A 16,230-nucleotide genomic window follows, 5' to 3' on the forward strand; every position below is an offset into this window, starting at 1 on the left:
TAAGGCACGCAAATGCGCATGATCTCAACTTCCCTTTGCATATCTTTTCGTTCGACGCTTTCCGCTTCAGCACACTGCAACAGGCGACATAATTTGAGTATTGTAATGTTTGAAATAATACAGACAGAATTGCAAGTCTGAAGATGGTTTGATTCGCCTGCTCTTATCAGTTCTGTGTCTTCGCTATCGTCGCACGGTCACTGAGCGCCGATGGAACCAGACTTTTACTTACCTGTCACTTACCCGCCACAGTGAAGCTGGAGACCAGCCCGCTTGCGGGTGCCGCAAATTCTAGCAATGCCCGCATCCGCTTTGAGTGTCTGAATGTGCATTTCATCGTTACATTAAATAGGACTTGCTCTATTCCATTGCGTGCAGCACATGAACTGGTTTAGCGCGCCGCCTTCGGCGTTCATGGATGTGCAGACAGCTTCACGTCCGAATGGTGTTGCCGATTGAACTGGTGTTCAAGACGAATCCGAAGTCCTTTATCGAGCTGCAAGAGCTGTTCGCGCACGGATCGCACACGTTGCTCGCTGGTACCCTGCAAGCTGATTCGCTGATCCAGCAGGTCACCTCTGCGCACTATCGTCCAATCGGAAACACAGGCTTGCTCATCCTTCATACAGTCCAGAATCTGGTCGACGATGTCCAGATCGGGACCGGAGACGACGTTCAGAATATGGGTCAATCGAAAGCCTGGAAGACAATTTTCGAAATCGTCTTCAGTACCGCTGGTGCCGGTCGAGGAAGGTGGGCAGGACGTTGCGTGATGCATAGCGACTCCGGAAAGAGATGAATCGAACCGGTGCAAGCTATGCCGCTCCCGCTTCGTTGCCGACTATCGGCCGCATTGCCTTCAAGGAAGGCTTCCACCTTGCCCGGGAGGGGCAGGTTGGCGTCGGTGTGCTACCGACTCTTAATGCATTTTCGATGATAACAAAATTTCGAACAGCCTGCCTCCGACGCAACGAACCGCTTTGTCCAAATCCCGAGGCCCCGGCGCGTTCTCGCGATCGGGCACACCGCCGCTTGCGACGTTGGATTGTTCCTCGTGCTGCGCACCACGGGAAATTGTAGCGAAAAGCGAGAAACTGCGTTCATCAAACGGCCGCTGATCATTCATGCGGGATAGCCGATACTCGCAGGGCAGGTTCTCCCTGCTTCGCTGTGTAGTTCCGAGGCGACCCGGTGATCGAGAAGTGCCGGCAAGTGACCCCCATGTCAACCCCGCATCTTTTTATGCAGAAGAAACTTTGCGGATCTCCGCGTGCCGCTGCGATTGTTCTTGCCGCGATTCGCGCAAATGCGAAGCGAAGCATCCTGTCCTGGTCGACTATTGCCCTGATAGCGGCCAGTGTCGCGACAGGTTGCTCTTCGGTGACGGACGTCGTTGCGAGTGACAAACCTGACGTCTACATGGTGACGGCGCAAGCGACCGGCACCAGTCTCGCCTGGGCGCAAGCGCACGAGAAGGCTGTGTCCGCGGCGGCTGGTTACTGCAAGCAGAAGGGGATGCAGTCCGCGATCAAATCAGAAGTGACAAGCGGCGTGAGCCATCTCGAACAACATAGCGCCACCGTGTCGTTTGAGTGCCACCGTCAGATATGGGCTGTCGCCACCGGCGCAGCGCATTGAGCGCGGAGCGTCGCGGCATGACAAAAGCGGCGGCAAGGGTGCCGTCGCTTCGCATTTCCTGACCTGGCCGTTTCGGTGACCCGGGTACGTTTCAAACACTATTTCGTATTGACGAGATCGGAAAAGGCGCAAATCAGACGGAGGCGTCCTCGTTCAGCTCCTTATCCGAATCGTCCACAGCTGTATCTTCACCGCCGTGTATGCCGTACGCGACCATCAGCCGATACAGCGTGACGCGCGAGATTCCGAGCGCCGTCGCCGCTTTGCCCACCCGGTAATCGTAGCGCCGCAATGCGAATTCGATCGCGTTGCGTTCGGCCACTTCGCGGACAAGGTCGAGCGACGTCGTTTCCTTGTCGATCGGCGATCCGAGGTCGAGATCATGGGGCGTCAGCAGCCTGCCTTCAGCCATCACGAGCGCGCGGCGCACGCGATTGATCAATTCGCGCACATTGCCGGGCCATTGGTAATTGCACATAGCGTCGATCGCCGACGGCGTGAAGCCGCGAATCTTGTGGGTGCTTTCGGTCTTGTACTTCTGCAGGACGTAATGCGCGAGTATTTCGATGTCTTTGCCGCGTGCACGCAGCGGCGGCTCGTCGATACGCAGCACGCATAGACGATGGAACAAATCGGCGCGGAAGCGCCCATCGAGTATTGCGGCTTCGAGGTCGACGTGGGTCGCCGAAATTATCCGTATGTCGACGGGAATCGATTCGTTGCCGCCGAGCCGCTCGATCTTGCCTTCCTGCAGGAAGCGCAACAGGCTCGCCTGCGCCGCGAGCGGCATGTCGCCGATTTCGTCGAGAAACAGGGTGCCGCCATGCGCCGATTCGATGCGGCCGATCTTGCGCTGCTCCGCGCCGGTGAACGCACCGCGTTCGTAGCCGAACAATTCCGATTGCAGAAGGTGCTGCGGAATGGCACCGCAATTGATCGCAATGAACGGCGCCTTGCGCCGCGGCGAGCGCTGGTGGATCGCGAGAGCGGTGAGCTCTTTGCCGGTGCCCGATTCACCTGAAATGAACACACTGGCATTTGCGTTGGCGACCTTGCGGATTATGCCGAAAAGCCGCTGCATCGCATCGCAGGTGCCAACCATCTCGTTGTCGCCCGGGAGGGCGGCTTCGGCGGCATTATCAAGGTAATCCAACGCTGCCATGCCTAGAGCATGGCTGAGCACATGGGAAATCGAGTCAGGCGACAGCGGCAGCGTGATGTAATCGAAACAATAATTGCGAATCAGTTCGCGCACCGCGCGGCTTGCCGGTTGGCCTTCGGCCGTCACAGCTACCCAGCCGATGGTCGATTGGCTCAGGCACGCCTTGAGGGCATCAAAGTCGCGCGGAGCGAAGCCGTCGAAATCGATGAGACCTGCTGCGACGCCCGTTTTCTTCGTCGCGGCTTCTGCACCGGCGGCGGTTTTTGCCACGGTTACATCCCAGCCGACTGCGCGCATATTCGCCAGGAGCACGTCGCTCGGTGCGCGAGCAACGCAAATCAGACGACGTTGGGTGTCCGGTCGGAGCAGGGGAGCGGACTGCGCCGGGCCGGCCGTCACGCAGGGGCTCGTTCGAAAACGGGCAGGTGATTTTGGCACGATATTTCCCCCTTCTTTTTGCGTTGTTGCACGCCTGAAAACCGGCTGTGCAACGACGTTCGGTACTTGATGCTACTCGCTACGGACACCGCAAAAAAAGAATATCGATGCCGCCGTCATAGCGAGGTCCGCGAAGCTCCTATACAGGCTAACGTCCCGATTCCCCCGCGGATATATTGGTACTTTCCCCGGGGTAATACGACCTGGAAGCCTTGTTCATTGCCAACTTACCCGCTAGCCGCCGCCCAGGGTGGGCAGAAGAATCCGGTAGATGTGGATAAATGCAGGCCCCAGCAGGACGGTGAGAAGGGCAGGAAAGATGCAGAAAATGAGCGGAAATAGCAATTTCAGCACGATCTTCGACGCCTGCTCCTCGGCGCGCATCCGGCGGCGTGTGTGTAGCGTGTCCGAAAGCACACGCAATGAGGAACCGATGCTGGAGCCGAAACGTTCCGCCTGAATCAGCATCGTGCAGTTGGGCCAGCGCGATCTGTGGCTTGGTCGCGAAGGCCAGATCGTCGGGAATGCCCGCGCGGCGCCGCGACGGCGGGGTCGCCGGCGGTGCGCCTGCGCAGCGGCCAGTACAGCGCGACCAGCACTGACGCGGGCTCGGCGTCGTCGTCGAGCCCGGTTGGCGGCCACTCGTGCGGCGCCGGTGTCCACATCGTGCCGAACAGGCGATCCCACAGCGGCAACATTTGCGTGAAGTTCTTATTGAAATGTTCGGCGCGGCGAGAGTGATGCAGCCGGTGATATTGCGGGTTGTTGACCCACGTAACGAAGCGACCGAGGTCGATGCGCAGGTTCATATGCGCAAAAAAGTTGACTGGCAAAAACACCAGGGTGGCGATGCCCGCGATCGACGGATCGACCCTGAACAGCACGCCAACCAGCGGAAACAGCAGGAAGCCCTTGAGTAGCGCCTCAAACCAGTAGTGGCGCGTGGTCACGGTGACGTTGAACGATTCCGCGCTGTGATGCAACGAATGCATGCGCCACAGCAGCGGCCACGCATGTTGCAGGCGATGAAACAGATATTCGAGCAGGTCGATCGTGAGCATGAGCGTAAGAACCGATACGAGCACGCCCCAGCCGTGGGCGGGCAACACGATCAGGCCGCCTCCCAGCAGGTTGACGATCCAGACCGAGGCGGCCGCGGTCAACGGCCGCCCGGCCTGACCCAAGGCCGTAGAGATGGCTGAGTATGCGAGGTTCAGGCGGATGGCCGCTCTGGACTGCAGACGCTGTACCGGCCGGCGCGCCTCGATCAACGCGCCTACGATGAACAGCGACAACACGATCTCATAGCCGAACCACCATTCGCATGCGAAGTGCCACAGCGCGGGAAGCGGATTGGACGCAAGCATGGATTTCCTCGTTAGATACAAGGCCGGCTTCTTGCCTGGCCGCCAGTTATGCTGTTCATCGTCGGCATCAGTCGGCGCAGCAGTTCCTGAGACGAAGCGAAGACGAAAAGCTCCAAAGTCGCTGCCGGTGCCGAACGATTCACAGGATCAGAACACCCCAGGAATCACCCGATAGCGAACCTTGCCTTTGTACCGACGGTAGTTCTCGTCGGAAGACAGGAGCCGCTCCTCACGCATGATGCGCCCAGCCTGCAGGGCAAACTGAAAGCCGAACACGAGAACGTTCTGCAAGCCAAAGTTCGTCAGCAGAAAGCCGATATCCGCGACGAAGTAGCCGAGATACATTGGATGCCGTACGAACCGGTAAGCACCACAGGACACGACACCGCGGTTGGCCGGCAGAATGCCGAACGAGCGTCGCAGCGAGGCCTTTGCAAGGAGCTGCCAGCAGATACCGGAAGCCTGAAGCGCAGCACCAACCCATTCCGGTACGAGTCGCACCCCGGGTCCAAGCTGAACGGCAAGAAAGTAGTACGTGGCACCCATCGAGCACAGGAACGCGAACGGCGTCCAGTCACGCTTGACCGGAATTCTAGCGAAAAGCGACAGACCCACGGTGAAGCACTCGGCGATCACCAGCAGCAACAGCGTGATACGTCCGGGATCGGCAAGCCAATGCTGAATCGCGAAGTAGGCGAATAGGCTCAAAAGCAGAGCGGAGCCGAGCCGCGCCGATACTTCGAGCAGCGCGTCGCGCAGGTGTGGCGCGGCCTTTTGCGCGATGTACGCCAGGCTCCCAGCAAGAGGTATCGCAAGCGCTGCTGTTTCGGCGGTGATTGTGCTCATGTCCTTCTCCGACTGTTCTTACTGGGGCGCAGCATCGAGTGGGCCTGCATCATCGGGCCGGGTGCCGACATATATTCGTCGAGGATCCTCACCAATCCGCACAGATACTTTTTGACGCTTTCCAGTTCTCCGCTATCGAGCGTGCGATCAAAATCGGCCAGATCACGGTTGACCGGTTCAAAGTAAGAATCGATCATCGCCCGCCGGCCTGGAATGAAGCGCAACAGGATGCGCCGCCCGTCGGTCGGATCGGTTTCGCGCTTTATCAGCTCCGCTTTTTCAAGGTTTTTCAGGGAGGTCGTGATCGTGCCAGGCGACAGTCCCGTCAGTTTCGCCAGCCGGCCGGGCGTGACCGGTTGCACCTCATCGAAATAAGCCACTTCCAGGCATTTCAGATCGGTGACGTTCAGTCTCAGTTGCCCGGCAACAAATTGGTTGAAGGCCGCGAGCTTGACACCCAGCATGAACCGGAGCTTGACGACCTCCACGCGTTCGTCAGGAACATGAGTCATGTTTGCACTCCAGTCATCAAAACTGCGACAAGGCTGCGCCTGCCTCACCGGCCAGCGTCGGCAACAGTACGCGCATAACCTGAATGACCGCCGGGCCGAGCAACACCAGCATCAGCGTCGGAAATATGCAGAACATAAGCGGAAACAATAATTTGACGGCGATCTTCCCGGCTGCCTCCTCGGCCCGAAGCCGTCGCTTGAGCCGCAGATTTTCCGAATGCACGCGCAGCGAATCGCCCATGCTGGTGCCGAAGCGTTCGGCCTGAATCAGCATCGCCACCAGCACGTCTATGTCTTCCACGCCCGTGCGCAGTGCCAGGTTCTTGAGCGCGGTTTCCTTGCTTGAGCCAGCTCTCAGCTCGAGCAGCAGCAGTTGCAATTCGTCGCTCAACGTCCGGCTTTTCAGGTGCATTTCATCGGCCACTTTCATCAGCGACGCGTCCAGCCCAAGACCCGCCTCCACGCACACGGTGAGCAGATCCAGCGCATCGGGAAAATCCTCGAAAATAGTCAGCTGGCGCAAGCGCACCTTGCGAGCCAGGGCGACGTTGGGCAGGTAATAGCCGATACCCGCCAGCACCAGCAGCAGGACCATAAGCAGGTTGCGGTTATCGTTCGAGAGGTAGGGTCCAACCGCTATCATGCAGACCAGAGGCAGTCCGATGACCAGAACCGTCTTGGCGGCGAAATATAGCCCGGGCGCAGACGGACCGCGCCATCCCGCGTGCATGAACTTCGTGCGCAACACCGAATGCTCCCAACCCTCTTTGGGAATCGAGAGTTTGGCGATCGGCTGCGAAGCCTGCACAACCTTCCTGACCCATTGCGAGACCTGGCCATCGCCGGTTTCCGGCAAGGACTGGCCGGCGCTAGTGATCTGACCAAGCCGGCGATGTAGCGAGTTCGGCATGAGCAACACCATCACCCCGAATGCGACAACGGCGACAATCACAAAAACGATGGCCAGCAATATGAGTTGTTCTGTTTTCATGGCGGGCATGGGATCGACCCATCTCCAAAGAATGAAAGTGACATGCCTCGATCAAACATGGATGCGAATGATTTTTCGCATCCAGACTACGCCCGTCATCATCATGACCAGCGCCGCGCCGATCAGTTTCAGTCCAGCCGGATCGGTCCACAAGACACGAAGGAAATTCGGATTCACAATCGAAATCAGAAGGGCTATCACGAACGGCAGAGCACCAAGGATCCAGGCCGACAGTCGGCCTTCTGCCGACAGGACCCGGACCTTGCCGAGCAGCGCGAGCCGGCTGCGGATAAGCTGGCTGATGTTAGCGAGAATTTCGGCCAGGTTGCCGCCACTCTCGCGCTGAATCAGCACCGCGATTACGAAGTAGCGCAGATCGCTGATCGGTACGCGGTTGGCAAGTCCCCCCAACGCGTCGTTGAGCGGCACGCCAAAATTGATTTCGTCGAACGCCGTGCGAAACTCGGAACCGATCGGCTCGGGCATCTCGTCGCCCACGATGCCGAGAGCCGTTGAGAACGAATGACCGGCCCGCAATGACCGGCTGATCATATCGGCGGCCTCGGGCAATTGCTCCTCGATCAGTCTCAGCCGCTTGGCCTTGGCCCGGCTGACTTTGAGCGGCGCAAAGAGGCCCACGATCAGCATCGCCGCCAATTGCGCCAGCGGCGGCATGTAGATCAAGCTGCCTACCGCCCATACCACCAGCGGCGGAAACACGGTGTAGGAAAGAAATTTCCCTACCGACCAGCTCAGCCCTGACTGAACCAGCCAGCGATCAAGCACTTGAATGCGCGGTACCCGCAGCAGCAGGCCGGTCATCAACGGTGAATTGCTCAGCTCACGCTGCTTGAGAATCGACACCGCCTTGTCGTTGCCGTGCCCCCCTGCGGACATCATACGGATGCGGCTTTCGAGGCGTTTGGCGGCGCTGCTATGCCGGCTCTGCCACCAGAGGTGGCCTGCCTCGATCAACAAAATGATCGCAAAAAACACCAGAATGATGAAGCCGTAGTAAAGATAGTTCATGGCGAAATCCCTCGTGGTGGGGCGGCCGCTCACCACAGCCGCTCCGTCCTGCCAGTCGTCTTTGTCAGCCGCCGTTACACCGGATAGTGATGTGTCGGGTCATACAACGTATCCGGCACCGGCACGCCAAACGCTTGGAGCCGCTCGGAAAATTTCGGCCGCACGCCCGTCGCGCAGAAATACCCGCACACCTTGCCGTCTTTGTCCATACCGGTGCGCTTGAAAGTGAAGATCTCCTGCAAGTTGATGACCTCGCCTTCCATGCCGGTAATTTCCTGAATGCTGACGATCTTTCTGCGCCCGTCGGTGAGACGGGCCACCTGAACGATGACGCTGATCGCCGAGCTGATCTGGTGGCGCGCGGCCTTGGGTGGCAGATTCAACCCGGCCATGCCGATCATGTTTTCAAGCCGTGTCAGTGCGTCTCGCGGGGTATTGGCATGCACCGTCGCCAGCGAGCCCTCATGCCCCGTGTTCATCGCCTGCAGCATATCCAGCGCCTCTGGGCCACGCACTTCGCCCAGAATGATCCGGTCGGGCCGCATCCGTAGCGCGTTTCGCACCAGTGAGCGCTGCGTGATTTCTCCCTTGCCTTCGATGTTAGGCGGACGTGTTTCGAGCCGCAGCACGTGCATCTGGCGCAACTGAAGTTCGGCGGCGTCCTCGATCGTCACGATACGTTCGTCGGACGGAATGAACCCCGACAGAACATTGAGCAATGTCGTCTTGCCGCTGCCCGTACCGCCCGAAATCAACGTGTTGATCTTGGCGGCGGACAGCGCTTCCAGCATCTGAACCATCGGTGGCGTGAGGCTCTGATAGTCGACCAGATCCTTCACCGTCAGCGGATTGACGGCAAAGCGGCGAATCGAGAGCAGCGGGCCGTCGATCGCCGACGGCGGAATGATCGCGTTCATGCGCGAGCCATCCGGCAGACGTGCGTCTACCATCGGGTTTGATTCGTCGATGCGGCGACCGACACGCGACACGATTTTTTCGATCACTTTCATCAGATGCGCGTCGTCGTAGAACGTCACATCGGTCATTTCCAGTTTGCCGCGCCGCTCGATATACACGTGCTTGTGCGTGTTGACCAGAATGTCGGAGATCGTAGGATCCGCCAGCAGCGGCTCGAGCGGTCCGAAGCCAAGCATCTCGTCGCGCACGTCGCGCACGAGGTGGCGCCGCTCGACCTCGTTTATCGGAACATTGTCTTCTTCGATAATGCGCTCGACCAGCAAAGCCAGTTCATGCTGAATCTGTTCGTTCGTCAGGCGCTGGAGTTTTTCCAGTTCAACGCGGTCGATAATGGCCTGATGCACGTTTTTTTTGAGTTCCTGATACGCTCTCCTTGCCATCCTGTTCCGGGTAAGGCTTTGCTGGTGCGCGGACTCATCGCCTTGCTCAATAAATTGCTCGCGCAGCGTCAAGATGTTTTCCATTTTTCTCTCCTCTCTCAAGCCCTGCTTAACACTGGTCTACCGAAAAATTTCTGCAGCATGCCGCCCCGATCGTTTGCCGGCTGCGGCGACAGGCTTCGCACCAGTTCGCTCAGGCTCTTTGCCACGCCACTCGATTTGGCAAGCCGCAGGATCGGTACACCCTGATTGATCGACGCCGACACCAAAGCACCGTCTTCGGGAATCACGCTCGCCACCCGCAGGCCCAGTGTCTTCTCCAGCTCGGGTAAGCCCACCGGCCCCTTCTTCTCATAGCGATTGACCAGTACACGTACCTTGTCACCCCGGTAGCCGAGCGAGCGGAACATATCGAGCAACCGGCGGCCGCCACGCAGATACGGCAAACTCAGTTGCAGCACCGGAAAAATGCACTCGCTCTGGTCCAGTGCAGCAATCGACACGTTGCTGATGCTCTGGCCGATATCGAAAATGATCAGGTCGTATTGACTGCGCACCAGATGCAGAATCCGCTGCAAATGTTCCGGTCTGATTTCCTTCGCCTTGGCCGGATCAGGTGCGCCGGCCAGCACATCGAAACGATCGCTGACGTGAGTCAGGCACGCATCGAGAAACGCGGGGTCGAGCCGGTCGATCTGGATGCAGACATCGGCCAGCGTGGCGGGCGGCGTAATTTCCGAAACCAGAAAGGCCGCCTCACCGAATTGCTGATTTAGATCGATCAGCAATGTACGCTTGCCGACTGCCGACGCGGCGAACCCCAGATTGGCCGCCAGGAACGAAGTGCCGCTTCCACCTTTGCAGGATACGAAAGAGATCACTCGACCCTCGCACCGCGTGCCGGTAACTTTTTGAGCGATGCCTTCGACGGCGTGCTGCAGGTCTTTGGGATCAGCCGGCCACGGCTGCACATCGCGCACGCCGGCACGCATCGCACGAATCAGCAGATCGGCGGACGGTGACGGTGCCAGCAGCATGCAGGCCAGACCGGCTCGCTGCACGGTCAGCGCAGTGAGTGTGCCGAAATCCTGCTGCGTCATCTGCGCGCCATCGATAACCAGCAAATCGACGCCATCGAGCGCCTGCTGATGCGCGCACAGATCGGCCAGCCCTGCGGTCGATGTCCTGACTCGGTGATGGGACTCTCCCGCCGCGACAACCCGTGCGATCGCGCTGGCATGTGCGGGATCCGATGAAATCGTGAGGATGTCGATCATTTCGTTCTTCCCTGTGGATGGTCGGTGTACTAACTGCAAGTGGGATTGGTGCCGTTCACGCTATCCAGGCTTTCCCGCGGCAAAGTCGTCGTGAAAGGGGGCATCGGCATTTGGAATGACACAAATGGCAAGATCGAGCTGATCGTGAGGTTGCTAACGCTGACTGTGACCGCTGTGCATGATGAAGCGTCACAGCCCGATGGGGTGTAAGTCACGGTGACGTTGGCAGGCTGGATAATTGGCAACATCTGCTGCATCTTCGCAATCACGGGGTTACTCGCCGACTGGCTGCTGTTGATATCGCAAACGACGGCCACTCGGGCGCCAAGTCGGGTTGCTTCTGCCTCTGTGTTCATATCGAACAGCACGCGCCCCATCTCCATGATGCCGAGAAGCAGGGTGAAGAAGAAAAGCGACGATACCAGTGCGAATTCGAGCGCAGCGATACCGCGCTGGCGCCGCATGCGCGGCTGACGATGGATGTTGAGCGTTTTCATAGCGCCTGCCTCATCACGCAGCTGATATCGCCAAAGATCAGACCTGCAAGATTAAAGAATCCGGTGATCTGCGCGTAGGGATACCCCGTGACTTTCACCTGGACGAGATTGATCGTGTCGCCGGAGGGGTCCGTTTGCACATTTTTGAATTGCCCGGTACAGCCACTGGTGTTGGTCTGGTCGCATATGACCACCATGTTGGTCGTTAACCCGTTGACCAATGGAGGGTTGGTACAAGCGGGGTTGCCGTAAACGACGAGACATTGGGCGGTTCCCATCGGGTAGTCGGCTTGCACCGGACTATAGGCTGACAGCAATCGCGTTGCGTCACGCACTGACTTAACGATAGTGTTGTACTGATAGAGGGCGTGGCCAAATTCAAGAATGCCCAGCAGCAAGATCACCATGGGAATCGCCAGCAAGGCGGCTTCGACGGACACGGAGCCCCGCATGCGGCGAACGGATCTGATTCGATAGTGCATGACGCCTCTCCTATTGCACCAGCACGGGCACCTTCGGCCCGATCCCGATGGTGTTTGTGCCAGGTATGCCTTGAGTTGCACAAGGCGTGTTCGAATCGGAGGCTAAGCCAAGATACTGGAGCATCGTCACACCTTGCATGGGGTCTTTAGTGGGATTGCTTGTCATCGGATGTAGCATCAGGACGCAAGCCCACGACGAAACCTTCACGGGTACCGATGTGCCACTCACCCCGCTGCAATTGCTGACGATCGGAACAATCGCCAGTCGGCGGTCAGCGCCATTGGCGTAGTCGCTTTTCGGCGGTGGGCTGGCATTTCCGTCCGTGGTGTACAAGCCCGCGCTGGTGTCGCCCTGGTACGGCTTGAATTTCAGGCGCTCGGCAAGAAAATCCTGAAAGCTGCTCTGTTGGCTATTCCCTTGCAACAGCCAATTATTCGCATAGGCAAAACCGGTGAAATCGGATGGGCCGCTGCTTGGATCCTTATATTGACCACCTGCATAAATGCCAAAGCGTGTATTCCATGCGGCCGTGAGCGAACTCTTGTTGCCGGGTGCCGTGTTCAGCGTTGGGCCGGTCGGCAGGTTGCATTGCCCGGACCCCGCCAGCAAAGCGGCAAGTGCGCTCGCCCCGCCGCCCGTGCCTAGATCGACCCAGCCGAAATTGCCCTTGATCTTGTCGCAAGGGGGCGGAGATCCTGGGCCGACCTTGCTGCAAACCCAGTCGAGCGGATTGATGGGTGGTGCCGGTGCGGGAGCCTGGCAAATGTACACCGGCAGCGCACACGTCGTCTGCGCCTGCGTGGTCGACGCTACCGCGGTTGCGGCAACGGCTGACGTACCGAGCGTAGCGCTGATCACCTGCATGAACCAGTTGTTGATGTTGGCGCGGTTGACGGTACAACGCACAAAACCGATGCTCGGCACATCTGCAGCACTGAACTGGTCTTTGGTCAGATACGGGCCGGTAAACTGCTTGCTAAACGTGACGTTGCTGTTGGCCGTGAGCGCCACATTTTCACTCTGCAGCAACACTTTATTCGCCGCACCAACCGTCATCCCCGCCGCCTCGGGCGTCGCCAGCGACAACGCCTTCGTGAGATCGCGCGATGCCGCCAGCGCGCAGGCGTCGGCGGCGTTGGACAGTTCGCTCTTGGCAATATAAAGCTTGCCCAGATCGAGCGCGAGACCGGCGAAGCCGATCAGCACGGCGAGCGATAGCGCGACGATGATCGCCACGACGCCGCGCTCTCCCCGACGACCCGGACCGCATGCACCCGATTGCATTACGTGACGCATGACGACCTCCCGCATGTTGTTTTCACTGACCGCCGGCCCCGCCGCCGTTCCCGCTCCCGACGCCGATGACGAATGCATTCGGCGAGGGGGTAGGCTGTTGAAACGATTTTTCGTAGGTGCCCATCGCCGAGACGGCGGACTTGCCGTCGATGCCCGATGCGGACTGCGCATGCTCGGCGGCGTGCGGATCGATGATCTGCGCCTGCATGACGGCGCGCTTGGCCTCGCCAAAGTGGGCGTCCCAAATCGGCGTGCTGGTCATGCAGCCGCTCAGGGCAGCGAGCATCGACACGGCGAGCACGGACCGATGCGGGAAGACGATGTGTGCGAGTTTCATGAGAGTCTCCTTGACGATGGCATCAGTGTTCGGCGGGCTGGCTGGCCACAGCGGTCTTTGCGACCTGCTGCGGCTTGTGGCCCTGCGTGCTTGCGGCGGCGATCCGGGCGGCAGCGCTTTCGATGCGCGCAGCGCGCTCGGCTTCACGGTCGGCGGCTGATTGCGCTGCTGCCGTTGTTGCTGGCGATGTCGCTGCTGTTGACGGCTCCGCTTCCGACGTCGGGCCCGGCACCGCGGCCTGCGGCTCGGCAGGCGGCAACGCTGTCGCAACGGGTGCGGCGGGCGTTTGCGGCGCCGGTGCGGGCGAGGGCAGGGGTGCCGGCGGGCTCACCGAAGCCGGGGCTGGCATGGGCGAAGCGGCCGGCGCAGCCTCGGCAGGCGCGGCACGCATTTTCGGGTGACGGCCTTCCATGTTGCCGGTCGCGTAGACGTCGGCCTCGTTCGGCTGCGAGAAGCTGTCCGTGGGCAGTGGCAGGTCCGCGGTTTGTAGCGGCTTGACGAGATGCGGCGTGATGATGAACACGAGTTCCGTCAGGTCCTGCTGGAACGACGTGCTGCGCGCCAGCGCACCGAGCACCGGCACTTCGCCAATGCCGGGAATGGCTTTCAGCGCGCCGGTGACGTTGCTCTTCATCAGTCCGCCGATCGCAAACGACTCGCCGTCGCTCATCTGGACGACGGTGGACGCGCGACGGGTCGTGATGAGCGGCAGGATCGACACACCGCTCACGTTGGACGCGCTAAGCGTGATGCCAGTCGGCGACAGCTCGGACACCTCGGGTGCAACCTTCAGGCTGATACGGCCGTTGGAAAGCACGGTCGGCGTGAACTTCAGGCCGACACCGAATTCCTCTTCCTGGAGCGTGATGCTCGTCACGCCGGTACCGCTGCTCTGCGGCACCGGAATGAAAATCTTGCCGCCGGCGAGGAAGGTGGCCTCCTGGCCGCTGATTGCGACGAGGTTCGGTTCGGCGAGGATCTTGACGAGGTCGTCCGTCTTCTGCGCATCGATGGCGAACTTTAACGGTCGGTTGTTCGCCTTGCTGCCCATAATGACGCTCGTCACGCCAGCCAGCAGGTCGCTCACGAGCGCGCCGCTCCATGAACCGAAGCCGCCCTGAATGTTGAGCGCCGCGCCCATCTGGTTGATGAGCGTCTTCGACACCTCGGCGACCTTGACTTCGAGCATCACCTGCTGGGGCGCGTCGACCGTCATCATGTTGATCACCTCGGCCGGCTTGCTGGTGCTCGCACTCTGCTGGTTCACAGGCGCGCCGCCTATGCTCCCGGACCCCGCCTGCGATTGCTGGGTGGGCTGTGCGTCCGCGTAGGCCTTCGCGATCTCCATCGCCTGCTGGGCAGCCGGCGAACTCGATACATGCCCCCCGAGCACCAGGTTGCCTGCTGCGGTCGATACCCGGATGCTGCGCTCATTGGGCAACAGTTGCCCAAGCGATTGCTGCACGCCATTGGCGTCAACGTTGACAATCACGTCGATCATCTGGCATCCGCCGCTGCGTCCCTGCACGATCATGTTGGTCGTGCCGACCGCCATGCCGACGAGATAGAGCGTGCGCGGCGACACCAGCGTGGCTTGCACGATCGTCGGATTGCCGAGCGTGCGGTTGCGTGCCGGTTCGGCGAGAGGCAGAAGTGCCGACTTGCCAACCGGTACGACGACGCTGGTTTCATCATGGATCTCGCCGGTGCAGTTCGGGCCGCGAAGCGGCGCGGCGGCAGCAGCGCCGGCAGCTCCGCCGGCCGGCATCGGCGCCATGCTGACCATCATCGGCATCGGTGAGCGGCCGGCCGGAAACGGCGCATTCGGCCTGGCCTTAGCGAGCGCCGGAACTTCGGCCGCTTCCTGCGCTGCGCCGCTTTGCGCGACAAGCAATCCGGTGCACAGCGCCGAGGCGAGCACGACGCCGCCGAGCGAGCGGCTACGCATCGCGCCGCCGGATGAGAACCCCTGTTTCGTCTTCATTTTTTCATGCCCCCGTTACCCGATATCGGTCAATCGAGACTTCCGTTCTTTGTCTTCGTGGTGTCCGCTGCAGCGGTCCGTCATCGCAGATACCACCGAGTCCAACCTAGAAACATTCGACACTGCCCAACACGCCCGACAGCACGCCCACGCAGTCCCGCTTCGCCGCTGGTCGTGCGGCGTAGTGCACGCGCGCCGGACGTGCGGGCAAAGCAGCGGGCGCCGAGGCCGGCACGGCTGGCGTGCCGAGCAGCGTGACCTTCGTGGCACCGACGGTGGGCAGCGTCGCGGTATCCACCTGGTTGCGCAGCACCAGTGACAGCGTGCCGACACTGCGCGCGAGGTCGAGTTTTTCCGCCTGCTCAGGCGTGACTTCGAGCGTGACCGCATTGACGACTTTCGGTTTTGTTTCGTCACGGCCCACTTCCTGCGCGACAGCCAGCACCAGAATTTTCTCCAGCACGATCTTGGAGATGCTTTCGTCGTTGCCCGATTTGTTCGTGCTGCTTTTGTCTTGCTGCGTGCTGACGATGATGTCGACATAGTTGCCCGGCAGAGCGAAGCCAGCCACGCCGATCACATCATTGACGCGTACTGTGATTGCGCGGCGACCTTCTTCGATCACCGCCGATAGCCCGCCCTGTGTGCCGACCGGCGTCAGCTTGCCGTCCAGAATCGGTTCGCCGCGCAGCGCGCTGTTTTTCATCACACGCCCGTCGAGTTTCTGCACATCGGTGAACGCACCGGACGGTATGCTGCCCGCAGGCCAGTCGACCATCTTGATGAATTCAGGGTTAAGGCGTTGCCCGAGATTGATGTCAAGGGCAGCGACCGCGACTTTGGTCGTCATCCCCGACGATCGGTCCATCAGCCAGCGCGATGCCATCGCGACCGCACCGAGCCCCGCCACTGCAGCGACCAGCAACATCACCAACGCACGTACGTTCTTCATGATGAATCTCCCTGATGCCTGACCTGTTTCCCGACTAGAATTTCCGGCCGCTTATCCGGTCAA

The 16,230-nt window shown here is 60.1% G+C and carries 16 protein-coding genes, 1 pseudogene and 1 riboswitch; of the genes and pseudogenes, 1 reads left to right on the plus strand and 16 read right to left on the minus strand.

Annotated features, from left to right (window positions below):
- Positions 1 to 412: 412 nt before the first annotated feature.
- Positions 413 to 778, minus strand: coding sequence for a hypothetical protein (locus tag WN982_RS29995; RefSeq protein WP_341319182.1), 366 nt, complete (start codon positions 776 to 778; stop codon positions 413 to 415).
- A 42-nt stretch (positions 779 to 820) separates the two neighbouring features.
- Positions 821 to 931: riboswitch (SAM-I-IV-variant riboswitch) on the minus strand.
- A gap of 260 nt (positions 932 to 1,191) precedes the next feature.
- On the opposite strand from WN982_RS29995, the gene WN982_RS30000 reads away from it, so the two are divergent.
- Positions 1,192 to 1,638, plus strand: coding sequence for a hypothetical protein (locus WN982_RS30000; RefSeq protein ID WP_341319183.1), 447 nt, complete (start codon positions 1,192 to 1,194; stop codon positions 1,636 to 1,638).
- A 133-nt stretch (positions 1,639 to 1,771) separates the two neighbouring features.
- Here the strand turns inward: WN982_RS30000 and WN982_RS30005 are convergent, their stop codons facing one another.
- The 15 genes and pseudogenes from WN982_RS30005 to cpaB form a co-directional block, all read right to left on the minus strand.
- Positions 1,772 to 3,199, minus strand: coding sequence for a sigma 54-interacting transcriptional regulator (locus WN982_RS30005; protein ID WP_341319184.1), 1,428 nt, complete (start codon positions 3,197 to 3,199; stop codon positions 1,772 to 1,774).
- Between the two features lie 273 nt (positions 3,200 to 3,472).
- Positions 3,473 to 3,706: pseudogene (locus WN982_RS30010) on the minus strand (type II secretion system F family protein); the annotation flags it as partial.
- The gene (locus WN982_RS30015; protein ID WP_341319185.1) at positions 3,700 to 4,605 is read right to left on the minus strand and encodes a sterol desaturase family protein; all 906 of its coding nucleotides are present in this window, start codon (positions 4,603 to 4,605) and stop codon (positions 3,700 to 3,702) included. The pseudogene WN982_RS30010 and the gene WN982_RS30015, both read right to left, overlap by 7 nt.
- 147 nt (positions 4,606 to 4,752) lie before the next feature.
- The gene (locus WN982_RS30020; RefSeq protein WP_341319186.1) at positions 4,753 to 5,451 is read right to left on the minus strand and encodes an isoprenylcysteine carboxylmethyltransferase family protein; all 699 of its coding nucleotides are present in this window, start codon (positions 5,449 to 5,451) and stop codon (positions 4,753 to 4,755) included.
- Positions 5,448 to 5,963, minus strand: a complete 516-nt coding sequence (locus WN982_RS30025; protein ID WP_341319187.1) for a MarR family transcriptional regulator — start codon at positions 5,961 to 5,963, stop codon at positions 5,448 to 5,450. The genes WN982_RS30020 and WN982_RS30025 overlap by 4 nt, the downstream gene beginning before the upstream one ends.
- 16 nt (positions 5,964 to 5,979) lie before the next feature.
- The gene (locus WN982_RS30030) at positions 5,980 to 6,963 is read right to left on the minus strand and encodes a type II secretion system F family protein (RefSeq protein ID WP_341319188.1); all 984 of its coding nucleotides are present in this window, start codon (positions 6,961 to 6,963) and stop codon (positions 5,980 to 5,982) included.
- Between the two features lie 42 nt (positions 6,964 to 7,005).
- A complete protein-coding gene (locus WN982_RS30035) occupies positions 7,006 to 7,983 on the minus strand; it encodes a type II secretion system F family protein (RefSeq protein ID WP_341319189.1) in 978 nt (325 codons plus the stop codon).
- A gap of 74 nt (positions 7,984 to 8,057) precedes the next feature.
- Entirely contained in the window at positions 8,058 to 9,413 is a 1,356-nt protein-coding gene (locus tag WN982_RS30040; protein WP_341319466.1) for a CpaF family protein, read from the minus strand.
- Between the two features lie 26 nt (positions 9,414 to 9,439).
- Positions 9,440 to 10,618, minus strand: a complete 1,179-nt coding sequence (locus WN982_RS30045) for an AAA family ATPase (RefSeq protein ID WP_341319190.1) — start codon at positions 10,616 to 10,618, stop codon at positions 9,440 to 9,442.
- Positions 10,619 to 10,647: 29 nt separating this feature from the next.
- The gene (locus tag WN982_RS30050) at positions 10,648 to 11,115 is read right to left on the minus strand and encodes a TadE/TadG family type IV pilus assembly protein (protein WP_341319191.1); all 468 of its coding nucleotides are present in this window, start codon (positions 11,113 to 11,115) and stop codon (positions 10,648 to 10,650) included.
- Positions 11,112 to 11,597 (minus strand): TadE/TadG family type IV pilus assembly protein, encoded by a 486-nt coding sequence (locus tag WN982_RS30055; RefSeq protein ID WP_341319192.1) that lies wholly within the window; start codon positions 11,595 to 11,597, stop codon positions 11,112 to 11,114. The genes WN982_RS30050 and WN982_RS30055 overlap by 4 nt, the downstream gene beginning before the upstream one ends.
- A gap of 10 nt (positions 11,598 to 11,607) precedes the next feature.
- Positions 11,608 to 12,894, minus strand: a complete 1,287-nt coding sequence (locus tag WN982_RS30060; protein ID WP_341319193.1) for a pilus assembly protein TadG-related protein — start codon at positions 12,892 to 12,894, stop codon at positions 11,608 to 11,610.
- A 22-nt stretch (positions 12,895 to 12,916) separates the two neighbouring features.
- Entirely contained in the window at positions 12,917 to 13,231 is a 315-nt protein-coding gene (locus WN982_RS30065) for a hypothetical protein (protein ID WP_341319194.1), read from the minus strand.
- 22 nt (positions 13,232 to 13,253) lie between these two features.
- On the minus strand, positions 13,254 to 15,215 hold the full coding sequence (locus tag WN982_RS30070) for a type II and III secretion system protein family protein (protein ID WP_341319195.1): 1,962 nt from the start codon (positions 15,213 to 15,215) through the stop codon (positions 13,254 to 13,256).
- Between the two features lie 106 nt (positions 15,216 to 15,321).
- Complete coding sequence (gene cpaB / locus WN982_RS30075; RefSeq protein WP_341319196.1) at positions 15,322 to 16,167, minus strand: Flp pilus assembly protein CpaB; 846 nt, start codon at positions 16,165 to 16,167, stop codon at positions 15,322 to 15,324.
- Positions 16,168 to 16,230: the final 63 nt, after the last annotated feature.

The organism is Paraburkholderia sp. IMGN_8, assembly GCF_038050405.1.
Taxonomy (GTDB): domain Bacteria; phylum Pseudomonadota; class Gammaproteobacteria; order Burkholderiales; family Burkholderiaceae; genus Paraburkholderia.

Excerpts from the sequence above, each read along its gene's own strand:
- WN982_RS29995 (WP_341319182.1), bottom strand. The coding sequence starts at position 778 with ATGCATCACGCAACGTCCTGCCCACCTTCCTCGACCGGCACCAGCGGT.
- WN982_RS30015 (WP_341319185.1), bottom strand. The coding sequence starts at position 4,605 with ATGCTTGCGTCCAATCCGCTTCCCGCGCTGTGGCACTTCGCATGCGAA.
- WN982_RS30020 (WP_341319186.1), bottom strand. The coding sequence starts at position 5,451 with ATGAGCACAATCACCGCCGAAACAGCAGCGCTTGCGATACCTCTTGCT.
- WN982_RS30025 (WP_341319187.1), bottom strand. The coding sequence starts at position 5,963 with ATGACTCATGTTCCTGACGAACGCGTGGAGGTCGTCAAGCTCCGGTTC.
- WN982_RS30030 (WP_341319188.1), bottom strand. The coding sequence starts at position 6,963 with ATGCCCGCCATGAAAACAGAACAACTCATATTGCTGGCCATCGTTTTT.
- WN982_RS30035 (WP_341319189.1), bottom strand. The coding sequence starts at position 7,983 with ATGAACTATCTTTACTACGGCTTCATCATTCTGGTGTTTTTTGCGATC.
- WN982_RS30045 (WP_341319190.1), bottom strand. The coding sequence starts at position 10,618 with ATGATCGACATCCTCACGATTTCATCGGATCCCGCACATGCCAGCGCG.
- WN982_RS30050 (WP_341319191.1), bottom strand. The coding sequence starts at position 11,115 with ATGAAAACGCTCAACATCCATCGTCAGCCGCGCATGCGGCGCCAGCGC.
- WN982_RS30055 (WP_341319192.1), bottom strand. The coding sequence starts at position 11,597 with ATGCACTATCGAATCAGATCCGTTCGCCGCATGCGGGGCTCCGTGTCC.
- WN982_RS30060 (WP_341319193.1), bottom strand. The coding sequence starts at position 12,894 with ATGCGTCACGTAATGCAATCGGGTGCATGCGGTCCGGGTCGTCGGGGA.
- WN982_RS30065 (WP_341319194.1), bottom strand. The coding sequence starts at position 13,231 with ATGAAACTCGCACACATCGTCTTCCCGCATCGGTCCGTGCTCGCCGTG.
- WN982_RS30070 (WP_341319195.1), bottom strand. The coding sequence starts at position 15,215 with ATGAAGACGAAACAGGGGTTCTCATCCGGCGGCGCGATGCGTAGCCGC.
- cpaB (WP_341319196.1), bottom strand. The coding sequence starts at position 16,167 with ATGAAGAACGTACGTGCGTTGGTGATGTTGCTGGTCGCTGCAGTGGCG.